Source organism: Bradyrhizobium sp. UFLA05-89, from assembly GCF_059803475.1.
Map to the genome: position 1 here is coordinate 1 of NZ_JBANBA010000039.1, position 20,307 is coordinate 20,307.

Below are 20,307 nucleotides of genomic sequence, written 5' to 3' on the forward strand. Positions count from 1 at the left end.
TGCAGACGATGATCAGGCCCTTCATCAGGAGCTGGACGTTGGAGTCGATATTCTGAAGCTGAAGAATGTCCGACAGGAGCCCGAAGATCAGGACGCCGACGAAGGTGCCGGCGAGGCCGCCACGACCGCCCATCAGGCTGGTGCCGCCGATCACCACCGCAGCGATCGCGTCGAGCTCGAGGCCTGCGCCGGCATCGGGCTTGCCTTGCCTGTATTGTGCGACGAACAGCACGCCGGCGATTCCGGCGAGCAGTCCGGACAGAAGATAGGCCGTAAGCTGGACCTGGGCGACCTTGATGCCCGAGAGCTTGGCAGCCTCGACGTTCCCGCCGATCGCATACGCATAGCGGCCGAACGTCGTGAAACGCAGGATCGCGCCGAACAGGACGATCGCCGCCAGGAAGAAGACGCTCGGCACCGGCAGCACGCCCCAGAGCATCGAGCGCAGCAGCTCGAAGGCCTCGGTGGCGTTCGTGCCGGTGTAGACCGGCACAACGGCATTGTCCGATCCGGCGGTCAATCGTGCGATGCCGAGTGCGCTGACCATCATCGCGAGCGTCACGATGAAGGGCTGCATCCGGCCGGCGACGATCAGGAGCCCGTTGAGGGCTCCGAGTAGCAATGCGAGGCAAGGCGCCACCAGGAGCACGCCGAGCACGCCGAACTTGCCGGCCACCTGGCTCGCGGTCCACCACGCGATCGCGATCGCGACGATCAGGCCGAGCAGCGTGGGAATGCCGACGCTGTGCCAGCGCGACAGCGCGATGTCGCGGCGCCGCCCGGCGCCGACATCGCGGCCGCGGGCAAGGCCTGCGAATATGAAGCGCGCAGCCAGCGCGGCGGCCGCGCCGCAGACGAGCACGGCCGCCGGCACGCCCAGCGCCGAGGCCGCCGTCCAGCCCGGCTTGGTGAGCAGCATTGCGCATATCACCGTCGAAAAACCCATGACGGAGCCGACTGACAGATCGATGCCACCGAGCAGGATGACCATGGTCATGCCGGTTGCGACCAGTCCGGTGATCGAGACCTGACGGAGCACGTCGGTGAGATTGCCGTAGGACAGGAAGATGTTGTTGCCGGACGAGGTGTGCGGCGAGGTGAGGGCGCCGATCAGGCAGATCAATAGCAACCCCCAATAGAGCTTGGTTTGCGAGAGGAGTTTGAGTGCCTTCATGATGCTTCTTCCTGCGACCACGCCGCCATGCCCGGTGCGGCAAGGCGCATCACCGCCTCCTGCGTCGCATTCTCGCGCGTCAGGAGGCCGGTCTGCCGTCCCTCGCACATCACGAGGATGCGGTCGGACAACAAGAGAAGTTCGGGCATTTCCGAGGTCACCACGATGATGCCGAGGCCCTGTGCGGCGAGATCGAAGATCAGGCGATAGATTTCCTGCTTCGCGCCGATGTCGATGCCGCGGGTTGGCTCGTCGAGCAGCAGAATGCGCGGCTCGGTGGCGAGCCACTTGCCGATCACGACCTTCTGCTGGTTGCCGCCCGACAGCGTTGCGGCCGCCTGTCCAATGCCGGTGCAGCGGACCGACAACCGGCCGACCATCTCGCGAGCCAATGCACGTTCGCGTGCGAAGGAGCGCAGGCCGAATTGCGACAATACCCCGATCGACGGCAGCGCGATGTTGTCGCAGATCGAGGCGGCAAGGTGCAGGCCGCGCTCCTTGCGATCCTCGCTGACGAGCGCAAGGCCGAGGCGATAGGCATCCGCCGGCGCGTTGATGTCGGCGGTCTCATCGTCGATCGTGATGGTGCCGCCGCACCAGCCGCGCGCGACGCCGAAGATGGATTCCAGAATCTCGGTCCGTCCGGAGCCGAGCAGGCCGCCGATACCCAAAATCTCGCCGCGCCTGAGCTCGAAGCTGACGCCGTGCAGCATCCGGCGCCATCCGCGCGGACTGAGCGTGTCGAGCGTCAAGTCCTTGACCGACAGGATGACCGCGCCATCCGCCGCCGCCGCACCGCGGTCGCTTGCGGCCATGTCGCGGCCGACCATCGCCGAGATGATCGCGCCGCGCGACAATTCGCCGATTGGGGCCGTGACCACCCGCCTGCCGTCGCGCAGCACGGTGACGCGGTCGGCGAGCTCGAGCACCTCCTCGATGCGGTGCGAGGTGTAGATGACCGCGACGCCCTCGGCTGCGAGCTGTTGCACGATCTTGAACAGCGTCTCGCATTCCGACGACGACAGCGCCGAGGTCGGCTCGTCCATGATGAGGATACGGGCATCGAGCGACAGCGCCTTGGCGATTTCCACCAGCTGCTGCTCGCCGACACGCAAGTCGGCAACGCGACTCTCCGCGTCGAGCCTCACGCCCAGCCGGGCCAGCAGGCGCTCGGCCGCCTCGACCATGCGGCGGCGATCGATCAGCAGGCCCGCGATCAGTGGCTCGCGACCAAGAAAGATGTTGTCGGCCACGCTCAGCTCGGGGACGAGATTGAGCTCCTGGTGGATGATCGCGACGCCGGCTTCCTCGGCGTCGCGCACGCCGGCGAACGACATCGCCTGGCCCTCGACCTGAATGGTGCCGTCATAGCTCGTGTGCACGCCGGCGAGGATCTTCATCAGAGTGCTCTTGCCGGCGCCGTTCTCGCCCATCAGTGCGTGCACTTCGCCGGGGCGCAGATCGAAGTCGACATTGTGGAGAGCCTTCACTCCAGCGAAGGACTTGGAGACCTGTTCGGCGGAGAGAGCGACGTGACCGCTCGGCGCGCCGGCGCGAGCGCCAAGCTCGATCACGCGGGAGGACGCGCGTGATTCATCCTGCGCTCCGAGAGCACCGACGCGTGCTTCCATTGCTGCTCCTCCCAGCCCCGACTCTTCAGTCTTTGACCAACATTGAGCCGCAGGGGGTGATGGTTGTTGTTTTGCTGATATGCTAGTTATATCAGTCGTCGTTCGTCAAGCCTTCGTCCGCGCAATTGGACTTCGCCAACCGAAAAAGTGAAAATCAGCCTGGGATCAAAGCATGCATTCAATCGGCGGGTTCAGGGGCGGCGGAACTGTTGCAGCGCGAGGGCGCAGGGCAGGCGGGTCGAAAGTCGATCAGGCGTACCTCGCGTTGAAGCGCGCGATCGTATCGGGACAACTCGCGCCCGAAACACCAATCGACAAGAATGAGTGGTGCGCGACCTTCGACGTGTCGCGGCTGTCGATCACGACTGCGATCAACCGGCTTGCCTTCGAAGGCCTCGTCGTGGTCGAGCCGCAGCGCGGCTCCTATGTCGCGCGGATTCACCTTGAGGATGTGCGGCAATGGATGCTGATGCGTCGCGCGCTGGAGGTGGAGGTCGTCGAGGTCTGTGCCGCCGACATGTCGGACGAGGCGATCGCGGCGCTTGGTCAGAATCTCGCCTATCAGAAAGCCGCCATCGCCAGCGGTGATCTTGGAGGCTTTCATGAACTCGACACCAGGTTTCATCGCCAGATGACCGAAACCTTGAATCTTGCGCGGGTTGGCGAGGTGCTTGATCCGATCCGCACTCATCTTGAGCGCGTACGCAGGACTCTGCTTCCCGAGCCCGGGCGGCCCGAGGGGACGTTCCGCGAGCACGAAGCGATCTATCGCGCGATTGCCGCCCACAAGCCGGATCAGGCCAGGCGTGAGATGGCGGATCATCTTGACCGCGTCTCGCGCGAGCTGCAATCCTTTGTCGCCAAGCATCCCGGCTTTTTCGACGAGTAGAGGTCTAACCGGCCGTCATCGCGTCAGGCGAAAGCATCATGTATCTCGGAATCGATCTCGGCACCTCCGCGGTCAAGACGGTCCTCGTCGACGACACCCAGCACGTGATCGCAAGCGCGAGCCGGTCGCTCGCGACGGCCTCGCCGCGACCCGGTTATTCCGAGCAGGATCCGCGGAAATGGATCGAGGCGGCGTTTGCGACGTTGGATGAGCTGAAGGCGGATCATCCGCGCGAGCTGGCCGCGGTCGAGGGCATCGGCCTGTCCGGCCAGATGCATGGCGCCACGCTGCTCGACGCGAATCTCGAGCCGCTCCGCCCCTGCATTCTCTGGAATGATGGCCGCTCTGCAGCCGAGTGCCGTCAACTTGAAGAGCGCTGGCCGACCTTGCGCGCCACGACCGGCAACAAGGCGATGCCCGGCTTCACCGCGCCGAAGCTTTTGTGGATCGCGGCGAACGAGCCCGAGATCTTTGCGGCGACAAAACTCGTGCTGCTGCCGAAGGCCTATCTGCGCCTGGTGCTGACGGGCGAGGCGATCGAGGACGTTTCTGACGCCTCGGGATCGCTGTGGCTCGACGTCGCGCGGCGCGCCTGGTCGGATGAGGGCCTTGCCGCAACGGGCCTGTCACGCGCGCACATGCCGCGGCTGGTCGAAGGCTGTGCGCCATCGGTGCGCCTGACGCGCGAGCTCAGCGAACGCTGGGGCATGGTGAAACGGCCGATGATCGCAGGGGGTGCCGGCGACAACCCGGCCGGTGCGGTCGGCATCGGCGCGATCCGTCCGGGAACCGCGTTCATCTCGCTGGGCACATCCGGCGCGCTGTTGACGCCGACCGACAGGATTGCCGCGAACCCGGATCGCGTGGTGCATACCTTCGCGCATGCGATCCCCGCGATGTGGATTCAGGCCGGCGCGATCCTGTCGGCCGCGTCCTGCCTTGCCTGGATGGCGCGGCTACTCGGCGCCCCGGAGGCCGAGCTGCTGGCGCCGCTCGGTGCATGCCCGCAGGCACCGTCGCCGATAAGTTTCCTGCCTTACCTTGCCGGTGAGCGGACGCCGCATGACGACCCCAATGTGCGCGGCATGCTCGATGGTCTGAGCCACGGCACCGATCGCGCTGATATCGTGCAGGCGGTTCTTGAAGGCGTCGCGTTTGCGCTGGCCGATTGCCGCGATGCGCTCGCGGCTGCCGGCCTCGTAGTTTCGGAGGCCGATGTGATTGGCGGCGGCTCGCGGTCCGCTTTCTGGCTCGCCGTGCTGGCGAACGTGCTGAATATTCCGATCCACCGCTTTGCAGCAGGCGAGACCGGCGCCGCGTTCGGTGCGGCGAGATTGGGGCGCCTTGCTGTCACCGGCGAGGCGATCGCAGCCGTCTGCACGTCGCCGCGGCGCGTCGAGACTTTTGAACCCGAGCGGGCGCTCGCCGATGCCTACGCCGAACGTCTGCCCGCATGGCGCGAGCTGTACCGGCCGCACCATTAGCGTCGTGCGTTCCGCATGTGCACCTCTTCGATATTGTCGGTTCGGTATTGCCCTGCGCCGCCGCCTTTTGTTTAATGGTCGAACCGCGCTAACAACGAAAGAGACGCGGGTGGGAAACGCATTGTGCGCCGGGAGGCACGATGAACGATCCGATCCTCGAGATGCGCGGGGTCTCCAAATCCTTCTTCGGTATCAAGGCGCTGCGCGCCGTTGACCTTACCGTCTATGCGGGCGAGGTCCACGCCCTGATGGGCGAGAACGGTGCCGGAAAATCAACCCTGATGAAAATTTTATCGGGTGCCTACCGGCCCGATCCCGGCGGCGAGATCCGCATCGAGGGCAAGCCGGTACGGATCGAAGGCCCGCTCGGCGGCCGCGCTGCCGGCATCTCGATCATCTATCAGGAACTGTCCTTGGCCCCCAACTTGACCGTCGCGGAGAATATTTATCTCGGCCGCGAGGTCTCACGTTCTGGATTGCTCGCGCGCAGCGACATGCGCGTCGGTGTCGGCCCGATCCTGGAGCGGCTGGGCGCCGACTTCACCCCGTCGACGCTGGTGGCACATCTTTCCATGGGCCAGCGCCAGCTGGTCGAGATCGCGCGTGCGCTGCACGCGCGTTCCAAAATCCTGATCATGGATGAGCCGACGACCGCGCTGTCGGCCGGCGAGAGCGAGCGGCTGTTCGCGCTGGTCCGGCAACTGCGCGCCGAAGGGCTTGCCATCATCTATATCTCGCATCGTATGGACGAGGTCTATGCGCTCGGCGATCGCGTCACGGTGCTCCGTGACGGACGTCTGGTCGGCTCGCTCGACAAGTCTGACATCCGCGCCGACAGCATCGTCCGCATGATGGTCGGGCGCGACGTCTCGTCTTTCTACAAGAAGGACCACGATCCCGAGGCTGGAAAGGGGCATCCGGTACTCACCGCGACCGATATGTCCGACGGGCAGCGCGTCAAGGGCTGTTCGCTGACCGTGCATGCGGGCGAGGTCGTGGGACTGGCCGGCCTGATCGGCGCAGGCCGCACCGAACTTGCACATCTGATCATCGGCGCCGCGCCGAAGATTTCCGGCCGTGTCGAACTCGAAGGCCAGCCAATCGACATCCGCACACCCGGCGAGGCGCTCGAGGCCGGCATCGCCTACCTCACCGAGGACCGCAAGGCGCTCGGCCTGTTCCTGGACATGTCGTGCCAGGATAACATTAACCTTGCCGTGCTTGGGCGCGATGCGAAGCTCGGCTGGTTCCTCGATCGCGACAAGGCGCGTGAGCGCGCCGACAGGGCTTTCGCGGGCTTAAGCATCCGCGCCGCCAACGCCGGCGTCCCCGCGGGCGGACTGTCCGGCGGAAATCAGCAGAAGGTGCTGCTCTCGCGGCTGCTTGCAATCGGCCCCAAAGTCCTGATCCTCGATGAGCCGACGCGCGGCGTCGACGTCGGGGCCAAGTCCGAAATCTATTCGATCATCGACAATCTCGCCAAGGCTGGCACGGCGATCCTCATCATCTCGTCCGATCTGCCCGAGATTATCGGCATCTGCGACCGCGTCATCGTGATGCGACTGGGGCACGTCGAAGGCGAGATCAGGCGAACCGCGACACAGCCGCTGACCGAGGAGGATATCATGGCACTTGCGACGGGGATGGAGCACCTCGATGCCTGATCAGGGATCTTCACCAACAAAGGCGGCCACGGCAAACGGACTTGCCGCTGCCCAGGAGACGAAACGCCAGCGGGTCAGGCTCCTGATCCAGGCGGCCGGCATGCTGCCGGTGCTGCTGCTGCTGTGCGCCGGCTTTCATTACCTGTCGGACGGCCGTTTCTTCACTGGCCAAAATCTCGGCATCGTGCTGCAGCAGGCCGCGGTCAACACCGTGCTGGCGGCGGGCATGACCTTCGTCATCCTCACCGGCGGCATCGACCTGTCGGTCGGCTCGATCCTGGCGGCCTCCGCGATGGCCGGGCTGACCCTGTCAAAACTGCCCGAGCTCGGGGCGCTGTGGCTGCCGGCCGCCGTTCTCACCGGGCTCGGCTTCGGCGTCGTCAATGGCGCGCTGATCGCGCTGCTGCGACTGCCACCCTTCATCGTTACGCTCGGCTCGCTCACCGCCGTGCGCGGTCTGGCGCGCCTGCTCGGCGCCGACACCACCGTGTTCAACCCTTCCATTCCCTATGCCTTCATCGGCAACGGCTCGCTTACTCTCATTCCCGGCGTGATCTCGATTCCCTGGCTATCGGTGATTGCGCTGCTCGTGATCCTCGTTTCCTGGCTGGTGTTGCGCCGAACCGTGCTCGGCGTGCATATCTACGCGGTCGGCGGCAATGAAAGCGCGGCGCGGCTTGCCGGCATCAAGGTCTGGGCGGTGCTGATCTTCGTCTACGGGGTATCGGGACTGTTTGCCGGCCTTGGCGGTGCGATGCAGGCGGCGCGGCTCTATGCAGCCAACGGCTTGCAGCTCGGACAAAGCTACGAGCTCGATGCGATCACGGCCGTGATCCTCGGCGGCACCTCCTTCGTCGGCGGCATCGGCTCGATCTGGGGAACGCTGGTCGGCGCGCTGATCATCGCCGTGCTGTCGAACGGCCTGATCCTGGTCGGCGTATCCGACATCTGGCAATACGTCATCAAGGGACTGGTGATCATCGGCGCCGTCGCGCTCGATCGTTACCGCCTTCAAGGCTCGGCGCGCACCTGACGATCGGTGCGCGAAGGCACGGCCACTCGCGCTGTGGAACTCCGTTGCGGCAACTGGTCAGCCGCGCGGGACATCAAATCAGACCAGGGAGGAAGCCAATGTTGAAGACGATCTCGCTTACCAGCGCCGCCGTGGCGCTTGCCCTGAGCTCCACGCCGCTGCAGGCGAAGGAGCTCAAATCCATCGGCGTCTCGCTCGGTTCACTCGGCAACCCGTTTTTCGTCGCGCTGTCGAAGGGCGCCGAGTTCGAAGCCAAGAAAACCAATCCCAACGTCAAGGTCACGACCGTCGGCTTCGAATACGATCTCGGCAAGCAGGTGACCCAGATCGACAACTTCATCGCCGCCGGCGTCGATCTGATCCTGTTGAACCCCGGCGATCCCAAGGCGATCGGCCCGGCAATCAAGAAAGCGCAGGCCGCCGGCATCATCGTCGTCGCGGTCGATACCGCGGCAGAAGGCGCCGACGCCACGGTGACCACGAACAACGTCCAGGCCGGCGAGATCTCCTGCCAGTACATCGTCGACAAGCTCGGCGGCAAAGGCGACGTGATCATCGAGAACGGGCCGCAGGTCTCCGCGGTGATCGACCGCGTCAACGGTTGCAAGACCGTGTTCGGCAAGAACCCCGGCATCAAGGTTCTGTCCAGCGACCAGGACGGCAAGGGCTCGCGCGAAGGTGGCCTCACAGTGGCGCAAGGCTACCTGACCCGCTTCCCGAAGATCGATGCCATCTTCGCGATCAACGATCCGCAGGCGATCGGCACTGATCTGGCCGCGCGCCAGCAGAGCCGCTCCGGCATCATCATCACCGCCGTCGACGGCGCCCCCGACATCGAGGCCGCGCTGAAAGATCCGCAGTCGCCGCAGATCCAGGCTTCGGCCTCGCAGGATCCGTTCTTCATGGCACGCCGTGCCGTGCAGGTCGGCGTCGGCATCCTGGGCGGGCAGAAGCCCGCCTCGACCGTCGAACTGCTGCCGTCGAAGCTCGTGACGCGCGACAACGTCGCCGACTACAAGGGCTGGACCTCGGATCGCACGCAGTAAGCGGCATCGCCTTTGCCGGCGCCGCCCCTTGCGGGCGGCGCTGGAACGCTGCAAGACGGGAGGCGTTTGTGATCGGCGGCATGTGCCGTTCGACAGAACCCCCATGAGTGCGTCGCCTATGCAGCAATCCGATTCATCGACCTCGTTCGCATCCCGCCTCGTTGGACGATATGCACTTATAACCGGCGCGTCCCAAGGGATCGGGCGTGCGATCGCCGTTCGCTTCGCGCAGGAAGGGGCGACCGTTGCCATCAACTATCTGGAACACCGTACGGATGCGGAGAACACGCTTGCGCTTGCACAGGCGGCCTCGCGCGAGCGCGGCCATGGCGACCGGGATCATGTCGTCATTCAGGCCAATGTCGCTGTCGAGGCGGACATCACGCGGATGTTTGAAACGGTGCTGTCGCGCTGGCGGCGGCTCGATTGCCTCGTCAACAATGCCGGCTTCCAGAAGGAATCGCCGAGCGAGGCGCTCGACATCGAGGCCTATCGGCGCATCATCGACGTCAATCTCAACGGCGCCGTGCTCTGCGCGCAGAAGGCGCTGGCGCATTTCGTGAGCCGGGGAGGCGGCGGTACCATCGTCAACTGCTCGAGCGTGCATCAGATCGTTCCAAAGCCCGGCTATCTCGCCTATTCGATCAGCAAGGGCGGCATGGCGAATCTGACCCGCACGCTCGCGCTCGAATTTGCCGGCCGCGGCATTCGCGTCAACGCCGTCGGGCCGGGCGCGATCGACACGCCGATCAACGCAGCCTGGACCGGGGATACGAAAAAGCGCGCGGACGTCGAGAGTCACATCCCGCTCGGCCGGGTTGGAACGGCCGACGAGATCGCCGCGGTGTTCGCCTTCCTCGCCTCGGACGAGTCGAGCTACATCACCGGTCAGACCATCTACGCCTGCGGGGGTATTACGCTGTTTGGGGAATTCCGCGAGAACTGGGCGAGCTAGAACTCCCGACGTCTGCTACACTCCGCGTCAACCCGAAGGGCGCGCCAGCGCGTGACACAAGCGGCAATCGGGGAGGGGGATCATGTCGACGGCCACGGGCTCTAACGAGCAAGGTAGCGGCTACTTTCCACGCTGGAAGCTGAAGACCTCGGGCGTGATCCTGCCCGAGGAACGGCTGCCCTGGGGCCAGACGATCATCGCCAGCCTCCAGCACGGCGTCGCGATGTCGGGAGCCACGATCATCGCGCCGTTGCTGATGGGGTTCGACCCAAATCTCGCACTGTTCTTTTCCGGCGTCGGCACGCTGATCTTCTTCGTGGTCGTAGCCGGACGTGTGCCGAGCTATCTCGGCTCCAGCTTCGCCTTCATCGCCGTCGTCATCGCTGCGACCGGCTATTCCGGGCAGGGACCGAATCCCAATATCGACGTTGCGCTCGGCGGCATCGTCGGCGCTGGCGCGCTCTATGGCATCATCGCGCTGATCGTGATGTGGGCCGGCGTCGGCTGGGTCGAGCGTCTGATGCCGCCGGTCGTCACTGGTGCGGTGGTCGCCGCGATTGGTCTCAATCTCGCGCCTGTGGCTGTGAAGGCCGTGAGCGCAGGCGCGTTCGACACCTGGGTCGGACTTTTGACCGTCCTGATCATCGGCCTGACCGCGGTCGCAGCCCCGGGATTGTGGCGGCGGCTGCCGATCATCGTTGGTGCCGTTGGCGGCTATCTCCTTTATCTCTTGCTTGCCAATGGCCTGGGTCTCGGCAAACCGGTCGACTTCACTCAACTCGCCGCTGCGCCCTGGATAGGCCTGCCCAAATTCACGACGCCGACCTTCCATGCCGACGCGATCTTCCTGATCGCGCCCGTCGCGATCATCCTGGTTGCCGAGAATCTCGGCCACATCAAAGCCATTGGCGTGATGACCGGCCGAAGCCTGGATGGCTATCTCGGCCGCGCGTTCCTCGGCGACAGCCTTGCCACGATCGTCTCCGCCTGCGGCGGGGGCACCGGCGTCACCACCTATGCCGAAAACATCGGCGTCATGGCGGCGACGAAGGTCTATTCGACGATGCTTTTCGCGGTGACCTCGATAGTATCGATCCTGCTCGGCTTCTCGCCGAAATTCGGCGCGCTGATTCTGTCGATCCCGGGTCCCGTGATCGGCGGCCTGTCGATCGTCCTGTTCGGTCTGATCGCGGCGATGGCCGGGCGAATCTGGGTCGAGAACAAGGTCGACTTCTCCAATCCGCGCAACCTGATCACGGTCGCCGTTGCGCTCACTGCCGGTGCCGGCGATCTCACGCTGAAGTTTGGCGCATTCACGATGGGCGGCATCGGCACTGCGACCTTCGGCGCGATCATCCTCTACCAGATTTTGGCCACAAAGGACGCGGGCAACTGATCAGCGGAAGCCGTGATGTGCGGATTTCATCAGGCCACAGGTAGCTCGAGCGCGATGACGCCGTCGCCGCTATCCGTGGATCTGATGCTGTCGCGCGCCACCGATTCGATGGCGGGCCACCGCTCGCGGAACAGCGCTGATGCGTCGTGGAAGTTCGGGGCGTCGACCCTGACACAGCAGGCCCGCCGCTTGCCGCCATCCGCTATCTGAAATGAGAAGGTGAAGCCGACCCGCTCCGCATCGCCGTCGATCGCCCGCAGTTTTTGCATCAGTGTCCCCTGATGTTGCATTCACCGGCGTACCTTGCGTTTTCGATTTGGAAATTCCTGCGGCGCGATTGTGGCGCCGATCAAATAGGTTTGCAGTGTTGCAAACATCTGACACTTGTCGTGAGGTGGCGCTTCAAGGCCTTGTTCCCAATGACTACGATTAAGCCAACAGGCTGAGCGCGTGAGCTGAAGACGGACATGGAAGCGAGACGCCATATCATCGCAAGCGTGGCGCTTGCCGTTGCAATCGCCTTGAGTGGGGTCGTGAATGTCGGCTCATCGGCGCACGCGCAGCCAGCCGCGCTTACCGCGAAGCAGTCAGGAGCGCTCGAGGCCTACAATCGGGCGTTGAGTGACTTCAAGGCGATCCTCAGCCAGCGACGCCGCCAGATCGACGCGCACGAGCCGCTTCCGAACCTGCCGGGACAAGCCCTTTACCTGGCGCGCGTCGACGTCATGAGCACTTACAAGGATCTCACCGATGTACTTCCGTCGCGGATCGGACGGCCCAACAAATACGAGGTTCCAGCGGCGTATTTCGACGCTGATATCGAACCGCTGATCGACGAGTACAGAAATCTTTTCGACGTCATGGAGGCGCCGCCCGCGAATGCGCAGGCCTCACCGACGCCATTCAAGGACGTCGTCGATCTCGGTACTGCGATCGCGCGCGCGAAAGGATTGGATACGAAGGGGGCGGACGCGGCCGGCCGTATCAGCCTGGGGCTGTTCTTCGCCGAGACCAACGGCAAGCAGAATGTCGGCAATGGGCGCTCCAACACCTATATCGGCAGCTTTCAGACCGGCCCGTCCGAAGACCGCAATGGCCGGAAGCGATGGCAAGCGATCAGGCCGTCCATCGCCTCACTTGATCCGAAACTGATCGCGCGCGACGACAAGGAGGAGGCGCGCGTCAGCCTCGACCATCGGCTCAACCACTGGACCGCGGTGCGTGACGGCCTCATGAACGCCCACGCGGATCTCTTCGCGGCGATCCCCGATATCGCCAAGACGCTGCCGGACCCGATCGACCAGATGAAATTCTTCGAACTCATCCAGATCATCCCGACGGCGACGCGAGCCGCGCTGAAGTCGGGCAACTTACTTCGGAGCCGAGTCTCTGACCCGACGGTCATGAAATACTTACGCAACAACAGCATCTTTGCCTATGGACGCGCAGACAGGGCAAGAACGTCAGCGAGCTTCCGTGAAATCCTCGATGCGATGTGGCTGTTCAATCAGAAGTTCGCGCGGGCGCAGGCGGAGTTCGAACGCGTGCGGGCGCGGTGAGGGCATCCACCGCATCTTCTCCGCCAGCTCGCTCCATTCGCCTGCGGAGCCGGCGAGGGCAAGGTCAGGCTCCAATCAGGTCAGTTATCCTGACCATCTTTTGGCGTTGCAGTTTCAGCCATTTCTCGTCTAGAAACGCCTCAACGGGCCTCCCGGCAATGAACCGTCAACGGTTTTGGCCGAGGATTTGTGGCTCAAAGGGTCTGGCAATGCTGATTCGCGGCCAAAAAAATGGGATCTCGGGGGAGGCGGCTCTGGCCGTCGGCACCGCCGCGTCCCGGTCCGCGATCCTGCCCACCCTCCTTCTTGGCGAGCTCCTTCTTACCTGCCCCTGAGGGCCGGCTGGGCGAAACGCGCCTGGGCACTCAGGGGTTGTACGAGATCACCGGACACCTCAAGCGCTCGAGCCAATCGAAGGGCGCACCACCTTAAAGGAAATTTCGAAATGGCCCCCGTGAACAAGTCCGAGAAGGACCGCGTCATTATTTTCGACACCACGCTGCGCGACGGCGAGCAGTGCCCCGGCGCGACCATGACGTTCGAGGAGAAGCTCGAAGTTGCGGAGCTGCTCGACGATATGGGCGTCGACGTGATCGAAGCCGGCTTCCCCATCACCTCCGAAGGCGACTTCCAGGCGGTCAGCGAGATCGCCCGCCGCTCCAAGAATGCCGTCATCGCCGGGTTGTCGCGCGCGCATCCGGCCGACATCGATCGTTGCGCCGAAGCAGTGAAATTTGCAAAGCGCGGCCGCGTCCACACCGTGATCGCGACCTCGCCGCTGCATATGCGGGTGAAGTTGAATAAGACGCCGGAGCAGGTGATCGAGACGTCGGTCGCCATGGTCGCACGCGCCCGCAATCTGATCGACGACGTCGAATGGTCGGCTGAGGACGGCACCCGCAGCGAGATGGACTTTCTCTGCCGCATCGTCGAGGCCGTCATCAAGGCCGGCGCCACCACGGTGAACATCCCCGACACCGTTGGCTACACCACGCCCGATGAGTACACCCACTTCATGAAGACGCTCATCGAGCGCGTGCCGAACTCGGACAAGGCGGTGTTCTCAGTGCACTGCCACAACGACCTCGGCATGGCCGTTGCGAATTCGCTGGCCGGCGTCGTCGGCGGCGCGCGTCAGGTCGAGTGCACCATCAACGGCATCGGCGAGCGCGCTGGCAACGCCGCACTCGAGGAGATCGTGATGGCGATCAACGTGCGCAACGACAAATTCCCGTACTGGAACAAGATCGACACCACGCAGCTCACCCGCGCCTCGAAGGTGGTGTCTGCGGCGACCTCGTTCCCGGTGCAGTACAACAAGGCGATCGTCGGCCGGAACGCGTTCGCGCATGAGAGCGGCATCCATCAGGACGGCGTGCTGAAGGATGCCTCGACCTACGAAATCATGCGGCCGGAGATGGTCGGCCTGAAGCAGTCCTCGCTGGTTCTCGGCAAGCATTCCGGCCGCCACGCCTTCGTGCACAAGCTGGAGGAGATGGGCTACAAGCTCGGCCCGAACCAGCTGGAAGATGCATTTGCGCGGATGAAGGCGCTGGCCGACCGCAAGAAGGACATCTACGACGAGGACATCGAGGCGCTGGTCGACGAGGAAATGGCGGCCTCCCACGACCGCATCAAGCTGACCTCGCTGACCGTGATCGCGGGCACCCATGGTCCGCAGCGCGCGACCATGAAGCTCGATGTCGACGGCCAGACCAGGATCGAGGAAGCCGAGGGCAACGGTCCGGTCGATGCCGTCTTCAACTGCATCAAGGCGCTGGTGCCGCACGAGGCCAAGCTCGAATTGTACCAGGTTCACGCAGTCACCGAAGGCACCGACGCGCAGGCCGAAGTATCGGTCCGTCTGTCCCATGACGGCCGATCAATGACGGCACGCGCGGCGGATCCGGACACGCTGGTGGCCTCCGCCAAGGCCTATCTCGGCGCGCTCAATAAGATCGTCATGAAGCGCCAGCGCGATACGGTGCAGACGGCAGCGGCGAGCTGACGAACGTTGGCTTGTCATTCCGGGGCGTGCGAAGCACGAACCCGGAATCCCGAGATTCCGGGTTCGGCTCTTCGAACTGCCCCGGAATGACGCCGAATACCTGCCCTGCTAACGGCCAATAGCACCGGTGTGCGCCGGCCTGTATTGATGCAGCCAGCACAAGGATGGGCCGCCCGCGCACCGGGCGGCCCAAACAATAACAAGGGAGACATCATGCGCACCTTCGCGATCGCGGCATCCGTCGCGGCTTTGGTTCTGGGGCTTGCCGGTTCGGCAGCCGCCGACCCGATCGTCATCAAGTTCAGCCACGTCGTCGCGACCGATACGCCGAAGGGCAAGGCGGCCGAGAAGTTCAAGGAGCTTGCCGAGAAATATACCGGCGGCAAGGTGAAGGTCGAGGTCTATCCGAACTCGACGCTCTACAAGGACAAGGAAGAGCTCGAGGCGCTCCAGCTCGGCAGCGTGCAGATGCTGGCGCCGTCGAACTCCAAGTTCGGCCCGCTCGGCATCCGCGAGTTCGAGGTGTTCGATCTGCCCTACATCCTCCCTGACCTGAAGACGCTGCGGAAAGTGACGGAGGGTCCGCTCGGCGCAAAACTGCTCAAGCTGCTGGACGCCAAGGGCATCACCGGCCTTGCCTATTGGGATAACGGCTTCAAGCAGATGAGTGCCAACAAGAAGCTGATCACGCCGGCCGACTATCAGGGCGTGAAATTTCGTATCCAGTCCTCGCGCGTGCTCCAGGCTCAGTTCAAGGCGCTGGGATCGCTGCCGCAGGTGATGGCGTTCTCCGAGGTCTATCAAGCACTCCAGACCGGCGTCGTCGACGGGCAGGAGAATACCTGGTCCAACATCTACACCCAGAAAATGCACGAGGTGCAGAAGTTCATCACCCAGACCAATCACGGCTACATCGGCTACGTCGTGATCGTGAACAAGAAGTTCTGGGACGACCTGCCAACCGATGTCCGCGACCAGCTTGCCAAGGCGATGAAGGAAGCGACCGATTTCAACAACGCGCAGTCGCAGAAGGAGAATGACGATGCGCTCGCCGAGATCAAGAAGAGCGGCAAGAACGAGATCATTGCGCTGACGCCGGAACAGGACGAGGCGATGCGCAAGGCGATGGAGCCGGTCTACAAGGATGCCGCGAGCCGCGTCGGCCAGCCGCTCATCGACGAATTCCAGAAGGAAGCGAAGAGCGCGACGAACTGAGATAGCCTGCGATTATAGAAGGGCTTCCGCGTGCGCCGCGGAAGCCCTTCATTCGTTTGGCGACCATTGTTGCGAATGATTTCAAACTGCGACAATGGAAGCGGTGTTTGCAATGCGGTGTTTGGATATGTCTTGATTACATCTTGGTAAGACTGGCCTCTCTATCGAAGTTGTAAGTTGAACACGGTGCAAATGGCGCCCATCTTCAGGGAACCTTGGAAGAGGAGGTTCGTATGAGGAAGTTCGCCATCGCCGCTATCGCGGTGCTCAGCATCGCCGGCTCCGGCGCTGTCTACGCGCAATATCATCGCTTCTCCGACCACATGCGTCACATGCGCATGAATCCGGAAGATCGTGCCGCCTTGGTCGATGCGCGCATCGCGGCGGTGCATGCCGGCTTGAAGCTGAATGCCGACCAGGAGAAGCTGTGGCCGCCTGTCGAGGCCGCCGTGCGCGACTTCGCCAAGCTACGCATCGATCGCGCCAATGCGCGAATGAACGCTGGCCCGGGCGATGCCGACAGGACGGATGATCCGGTCGCCCGCCTGCGCCAGCGCGCTGACGACATGGGCGCGACGTCCGCGGCGCTGAAGAAGATCGCCGATGCCGCCGATCCCCTCTACAAGACCCTGGATGAGGGTCAGAAGCGGCGTCTGGCCGTCCTGACCCGCCACCAGGGCCCGTTCGGCGGCGAAGGCGGCTGGCACCACCGCTTCATGGAGCGCGGCATGGATCGCATGATGGACCGCGGCATGGACCGCTTCCACGGCGGCGACCGGGATGGCGGGCCGGATCGGGACGGCGGACGCCTGTAAGAGGACCGGGATTCCCCGGATAAATGCGCACGAAGCCGCTGGAATCCGGCGGCTTTTTGCTTTTCCCGGAAATCGGACGAAGCCTTGGAAAACCTCGTCCACATCGCTTGCCTTCCCAGGATCGCTTTGCTAAACGACCGGCCTCGCAAGGCGTTAGCCGCCTTTCGGGCGCATAGCTCAGTTGGTAGAGCAGCTGACTCTTAATCAGCGGGTCCCAGGTTCGAGCCCTGGTGCGCCCACCAAACAAAAACCCCTCTTTTTCAGTAAATTACGAGAGTGGTCGCCGAGAACAAAACGGGTCTCGTGCGACGGTTTTTGTAGTCGGACGTCGCGGGCCGGATTGCGGTGCGACTTATCCTTCCTTGTTTCTGTATCTTCATCCCATTTGATACAGCGCGCGGATCCAATGGCACAGGTCGATTACGTGCTCGTCGTAGAATAGGATGCTAGGGCGAGCAAAACGGACAATCCCCGGAGGTACGTCTTGCTGCAGAACCAGAATTGGGTCGTCCGTTAAGAAGACGGATTGACCTGCGCAGGACTTGTGAGCGTTCGCGATAGCAATCCCAGGAACAGGCCCACCCAGGAACAGGCCCAAAAGTTCTCAGCGAGGCGAGAAGGCGGAAGTTGTGGCCGACGGCTGAGAGGAGGCGTTGGCGGCGTCACCAGTGCGGCCTTTGAGGTAGCGGCGGCCGAGATGACCTTCGGCCTTCATGCGTCGGATGACGGGTGGCAACTCGCCTCTCGGTGGCGCGTGATGATTGCCACGAGACTCATTACTGATCTGATCTATCAGGCGCCGCGAAGGTGTACACAGTTCTGCCGCCCATCTCCGGATTCTCGTCAAGCTCGCTGGTTTCGTGCAAAGAGATGCGCGGCAAACGGTTCTTGATCCGGCGGCGTATTTCGGTCTCTGGGTAAGTCAATCTCTGAAAGAAACTCAACGTCTTGCCACTCTTGTCCGCGAGATCGTGGCAGGCCTTGACCCACTCACCTTTGACCCGCCTCCGCTCGAGCTTGATCGCTAGGTCAAGATCACCGAGGTCGTCAGTGTCGGTGAGATAGGAGCCGAATACACGAACTTCAGTGACGTAGTGGAGCAGCTCAGGGTCATTGTTGATCTTAGCGATGCGCTCAAGCGTCTTCTGAAGTAGGGCCTCGGCAGTGGAGCGGGTCATCCGGGGAGCAAGAGTTTTCATCCCGGTCGCGTGGCCCTTGTCCGTAATGCGATAGACGATGCGGCCGTCGCTTTTCCGATCGTCTTCGCGAATCAGATCGCGAGCCAGAAGTGCTTCAATCAAATTGCGCGTCTGAGCCGGGAGATCTGGCGCATTGGGCAAACGCACTCCGAAAATCTTTTCGCGATCCCGTGCCATGGTCCAATTGCGTAGAGCCTGGCCGCGATTTTGACGATCGATCTTGCCTTCCTCAATCAACGTGTCGATGGTCGAGCGCCACCATGCCTTCAATATGTGCTCATCGACTAAATCGGAATGAAAGCCATCGGAGTTAGTGGCATCGGCCAGGAGGTCGCGCACTAGCTTGGCAGGTTGGCCTCCAACCGTGGCATCTCGGTCAATTTTCATGCGCTGCCTTCATGCTGCCGCATTGAACTTATTCAGCTGGTGCTGCGATTCTCGCACTGCGTCACGCTCGTGCGTGAGGTGCGCATCCTCAAGCGCGACCCAGCTCGACCCTAGGGATTCCGCAAAATGGTTCACCCAAGTCCATTGAAAACGATAACCTCGGGTAGAACCGTTTGCAGGCGCCAAAAGGCCAATTGCGGGCCGCATTGCGATTTACAATTCTGCTGTAAGCAATTGATTTGTATCGGCCTGCTAATGCCAAGCTTTACATTTAAGTCATTGAAATATCTATCTAAATGACTGACTCTTAATCAGCGGGTCCCAGGTTCGAGCCCTGGTGCGCCCACCAAGCTTTTCAATAGCTTAGGTAGCTTGCGAGGCGGCCATTCCGACAAGTGGTCAGCGGCTATCGAGCTGATCTTTCAGTCTCGATCCTATTCAAAGCCGAGGGTGGTCTTTGCGCCTTTCTTCTGGGCAAGATGCATGCGTCGGTGACCTGAGTACAGAAAGAAAATCCGCACATCGTAGAATAGGATATTGAGGCGAACTATTGGGCCAGGTGCCGGAGAGCTCGCCGCAGGACACAAATCCGTCCGGTCATGGATTGGAGCAGACTTCAAGACTTACAACCGGAAGACGGCGTGTGCCCAACGTGTGCACGGATCAAGAAAAATCCATCGAGGGCGAGCTTCGGCCGTCGTTGCGTGCGCTCCGAACCTAACGGCGGGTGGCTAGTTGGCTGAAATTCAGCACCACAATCTGAATCGTGTGTTTGACTCCCACTCTCTCCGCCATTTGTGCGATTTGGCACGCCAAACTACGATTTTGCGCGCTTAAATTCGTCGATTGGGCCGAATGCACGCCAAGGCTGGCAGCGATAGAATCCTCATGGGACCTGGAAACAGTTTGCCTGTCGCTTGAGCCCTTCTCCGTCCGATGCTTCAGAGCTTCAGCTCAAGGCGTGACCGGCCAATCCGTAGACCCACGGCTCGTTTTCCTTTCGGTTCAGGAATCGCCGTCCCTTGGACATGGTCGTGACTGTGTCGTTCATCCCGAGGCGGCTCTGTTGAAGAAAGTCGGCAAACAGACCCGTCTGCTCCCGCGTATCCACGCGGGCGAACCTTCCGGCGAGATCCTTGAGATGCATGGCCGTGAGATGGATCGCGTCACAATCATTGCTGGCGACGATGGGCCCGATCACGTGGCCGCGCCCGAATTCGCGCTTCATGGAGTACCCGACGGTCGCTCCGCCGCGGCGCAAGACGCAGATTGACGCGCTTTCGGAAAGCAATGCAAGCAGTCTCTGGCGGTTGGTTCCGAACGCGCGTTCATCCAGTGCTGCGATCTCTTTGAAATTCTCGGCAGACGGCGAGCTCAATTCGCCGTCGAGAGTCGGCACCGGTGGCGGTGGTGACACGACCTCTCCTTGCCACTGAAACACGGTGGCTTCCTTCGTGAAGCCCAGGGAAAGATAGAGGTGGTACGCCGCGTCGGTCGAATTGAGAGTCAAATTCCGGTCGTCACACCGCTCGAACACCTGCTCCATGAGCCAGCGGCCGGTGCCCTGAGCCTGGGTTCGGGGCGATGTGATCACCAAGCCAATGGTCGCGAAATCGCGGCCATGTGGAAACCACATCGCGCTGCCGAAGACCCGTCCGATGCCATCAACGGCTACGATCCCATGACCTGCGCGGCGCAAGAAATCCCAATCCTTGGGCCGATGGGGCCAGCCAACCCCGGTCGAGAGGGCGTGGAGCAGCGTCACATCAACGTCGTTGATGTCTTTCGCAGCCAGTTCGAAGGACTTCACGCGTACCGTTCGTCCCATCTCGACCCGTCCGTTCCTTCGCGG

The 20,307-nt window shown here is 62.8% G+C and carries 16 protein-coding genes, 2 tRNA genes and 1 pseudogene; 13 read left to right on the plus strand and 6 right to left on the minus strand.

The annotated features are described in order from the left end of the window. Both SO139_RS21125 and SO139_RS21130 read right to left on the minus strand, forming a co-directional pair. A partial coding sequence (locus tag SO139_RS21125) for an ABC transporter permease (RefSeq protein ID WP_498540542.1) occupies nt 1-1,174 on the minus strand: 1,174 nt, incomplete at its 3' end. After that, nucleotides 1,171-2,805, minus strand: coding sequence for a sugar ABC transporter ATP-binding protein (locus SO139_RS21130; protein WP_449378961.1), 1,635 nt, complete (start codon nt 2,803-2,805; stop codon nt 1,171-1,173). The genes SO139_RS21130 and SO139_RS21125, both read right to left, overlap by 4 nt. Nucleotides 2,806-2,977: 172 nt before the next feature. Here SO139_RS21130 and SO139_RS21135 point away from each other — a divergent pair, with 172 nt between their 5' ends. The 7 genes from SO139_RS21135 to SO139_RS21165 all read left to right on the plus strand — a co-directional run bounded on the left by SO139_RS21135 (nt 2,978) and on the right by SO139_RS21165 (nt 11,272). After that, the gene (locus SO139_RS21135) at nt 2,978-3,694 is read left to right on the plus strand and encodes a GntR family transcriptional regulator (protein ID WP_449378960.1); all 717 of its coding nucleotides are present in this window, start codon (nt 2,978-2,980) and stop codon (nt 3,692-3,694) included. A 38-nt stretch (nt 3,695-3,732) separates the two neighbouring features. Then, complete coding sequence (gene xylB / locus SO139_RS21140; protein WP_449378959.1) at nt 3,733-5,178, plus strand: xylulokinase; 1,446 nt, start codon at nt 3,733-3,735, stop codon at nt 5,176-5,178. Nucleotides 5,179-5,318: 140 nt separating this feature from the next. Continuing rightward, nucleotides 5,319-6,842, plus strand: coding sequence for a sugar ABC transporter ATP-binding protein (locus SO139_RS21145; RefSeq protein WP_449378958.1), 1,524 nt, complete (start codon nt 5,319-5,321; stop codon nt 6,840-6,842). Then, a complete protein-coding gene (locus tag SO139_RS21150; protein ID WP_449378957.1) occupies nt 6,835-7,875 on the plus strand; it encodes an ABC transporter permease subunit in 1,041 nt (346 codons plus the stop codon). Before SO139_RS21145 ends, SO139_RS21150 begins: the two co-directional genes overlap by 8 nt. A 98-nt stretch (nt 7,876-7,973) precedes the next feature. Beyond that, complete coding sequence (locus SO139_RS21155) at nt 7,974-8,921, plus strand: ABC transporter substrate-binding protein (RefSeq protein WP_449378956.1); 948 nt, start codon at nt 7,974-7,976, stop codon at nt 8,919-8,921. Nucleotides 8,922-9,039: 118 nt separating this feature from the next. Continuing rightward, nucleotides 9,040-9,876, plus strand: coding sequence for an SDR family oxidoreductase (locus SO139_RS21160; protein WP_449379006.1), 837 nt, complete (start codon nt 9,040-9,042; stop codon nt 9,874-9,876). A gap of 82 nt (nt 9,877-9,958) precedes the next feature. Further along, on the plus strand, nt 9,959-11,272 hold the full coding sequence (locus SO139_RS21165) for a solute carrier family 23 protein (protein ID WP_449378955.1): 1,314 nt from the start codon (nt 9,959-9,961) through the stop codon (nt 11,270-11,272). A gap of 29 nt (nt 11,273-11,301) precedes the next feature. Here SO139_RS21165 and SO139_RS21170 read toward each other — a convergent pair whose 3' ends face one another. Continuing rightward, on the minus strand, nt 11,302-11,541 hold the full coding sequence (locus tag SO139_RS21170; protein ID WP_449378954.1) for a hypothetical protein: 240 nt from the start codon (nt 11,539-11,541) through the stop codon (nt 11,302-11,304). Nucleotides 11,542-11,739: 198 nt separating this feature from the next. Here SO139_RS21170 and SO139_RS21175 point away from each other — a divergent pair, with 198 nt between their 5' ends. The 5 genes from SO139_RS21175 to SO139_RS21195 all read left to right on the plus strand — a co-directional run bounded on the left by SO139_RS21175 (nt 11,740) and on the right by SO139_RS21195 (nt 17,111). Beyond that, complete coding sequence (locus tag SO139_RS21175; protein ID WP_449378953.1) at nt 11,740-12,831, plus strand: hypothetical protein; 1,092 nt, start codon at nt 11,740-11,742, stop codon at nt 12,829-12,831. Between the two features lie 445 nt (nt 12,832-13,276). After that, complete coding sequence (locus SO139_RS21180; protein ID WP_449378952.1) at nt 13,277-14,839, plus strand: 2-isopropylmalate synthase; 1,563 nt, start codon at nt 13,277-13,279, stop codon at nt 14,837-14,839. Nucleotides 14,840-15,052: 213 nt separating this feature from the next. Beyond that, complete coding sequence (locus SO139_RS21185) at nt 15,053-16,054, plus strand: TRAP transporter substrate-binding protein (RefSeq protein ID WP_449378951.1); 1,002 nt, start codon at nt 15,053-15,055, stop codon at nt 16,052-16,054. A gap of 233 nt (nt 16,055-16,287) precedes the next feature. Continuing rightward, complete coding sequence (locus SO139_RS21190) at nt 16,288-16,869, plus strand: Spy/CpxP family protein refolding chaperone (RefSeq protein WP_449378950.1); 582 nt, start codon at nt 16,288-16,290, stop codon at nt 16,867-16,869. A gap of 166 nt (nt 16,870-17,035) precedes the next feature. Next, nucleotides 17,036-17,111: transfer RNA gene (locus SO139_RS21195), tRNA-Lys, on the plus strand. A 271-nt stretch (nt 17,112-17,382) separates the two neighbouring features. On the opposite strand, the pseudogene SO139_RS21200 reads toward SO139_RS21195, so the two are convergent. Both SO139_RS21200 and SO139_RS21205 read right to left on the minus strand, forming a co-directional pair. Then, nucleotides 17,383-17,614, minus strand: a pseudogene (locus SO139_RS21200) (IS5/IS1182 family transposase); the annotation flags it as partial. A gap of 31 nt (nt 17,615-17,645) precedes the next feature. Then, nucleotides 17,646-18,455 carry a hypothetical protein gene (locus tag SO139_RS21205; protein ID WP_474799136.1) on the minus strand — a complete coding sequence of 270 codons (810 nt, stop codon included), beginning with the start codon at nt 18,453-18,455 and terminating at the stop codon, nt 17,646-17,648. Between the two features lie 198 nt (nt 18,456-18,653). On the opposite strand from SO139_RS21205, the gene SO139_RS21210 reads away from it, so the two are divergent. Next, nucleotides 18,654-18,804 (plus strand) — tRNA-Lys (locus SO139_RS21210). Between the two features lie 600 nt (nt 18,805-19,404). Here the strand turns inward: SO139_RS21210 and SO139_RS21215 are convergent. Continuing rightward, a complete protein-coding gene (locus SO139_RS21215) occupies nt 19,405-20,283 on the minus strand; it encodes a GNAT family N-acetyltransferase (protein WP_449378948.1) in 879 nt (292 codons plus the stop codon). Nucleotides 20,284-20,307 lie beyond the last annotated feature (24 nt).

Excerpts from the sequence above, each read along its gene's own strand:
- SO139_RS21130 (WP_449378961.1), bottom strand. The coding sequence starts at position 2,805 with ATGGAAGCACGCGTCGGTGCTCTCGGAGCGCAGGATGAATCACGCGCG.
- SO139_RS21135 (WP_449378960.1), top strand. The coding sequence starts at position 2,978 with ATGCATTCAATCGGCGGGTTCAGGGGCGGCGGAACTGTTGCAGCGCGA.
- xylB (WP_449378959.1), top strand. The coding sequence starts at position 3,733 with ATGTATCTCGGAATCGATCTCGGCACCTCCGCGGTCAAGACGGTCCTC.
- SO139_RS21145 (WP_449378958.1), top strand. The coding sequence starts at position 5,319 with ATGAACGATCCGATCCTCGAGATGCGCGGGGTCTCCAAATCCTTCTTC.
- SO139_RS21150 (WP_449378957.1), top strand. The coding sequence starts at position 6,835 with ATGCCTGATCAGGGATCTTCACCAACAAAGGCGGCCACGGCAAACGGA.
- SO139_RS21155 (WP_449378956.1), top strand. The coding sequence starts at position 7,974 with ATGTTGAAGACGATCTCGCTTACCAGCGCCGCCGTGGCGCTTGCCCTG.
- SO139_RS21160 (WP_449379006.1), top strand. The coding sequence starts at position 9,040 with ATGCAGCAATCCGATTCATCGACCTCGTTCGCATCCCGCCTCGTTGGA.
- SO139_RS21165 (WP_449378955.1), top strand. The coding sequence starts at position 9,959 with ATGTCGACGGCCACGGGCTCTAACGAGCAAGGTAGCGGCTACTTTCCA.
- SO139_RS21170 (WP_449378954.1), bottom strand. The coding sequence starts at position 11,541 with ATGCAAAAACTGCGGGCGATCGACGGCGATGCGGAGCGGGTCGGCTTC.
- SO139_RS21175 (WP_449378953.1), top strand. The coding sequence starts at position 11,740 with ATGGAAGCGAGACGCCATATCATCGCAAGCGTGGCGCTTGCCGTTGCA.
- SO139_RS21180 (WP_449378952.1), top strand. The coding sequence starts at position 13,277 with ATGGCCCCCGTGAACAAGTCCGAGAAGGACCGCGTCATTATTTTCGAC.
- SO139_RS21185 (WP_449378951.1), top strand. The coding sequence starts at position 15,053 with ATGCGCACCTTCGCGATCGCGGCATCCGTCGCGGCTTTGGTTCTGGGG.
- SO139_RS21190 (WP_449378950.1), top strand. The coding sequence starts at position 16,288 with ATGAGGAAGTTCGCCATCGCCGCTATCGCGGTGCTCAGCATCGCCGGC.
- SO139_RS21205 (WP_474799136.1), bottom strand. The coding sequence starts at position 18,455 with ATGAAAATTGACCGAGATGCCACGGTTGGAGGCCAACCTGCCAAGCTA.
- SO139_RS21215 (WP_449378948.1), bottom strand. The coding sequence starts at position 20,283 with ATGGGACGAACGGTACGCGTGAAGTCCTTCGAACTGGCTGCGAAAGAC.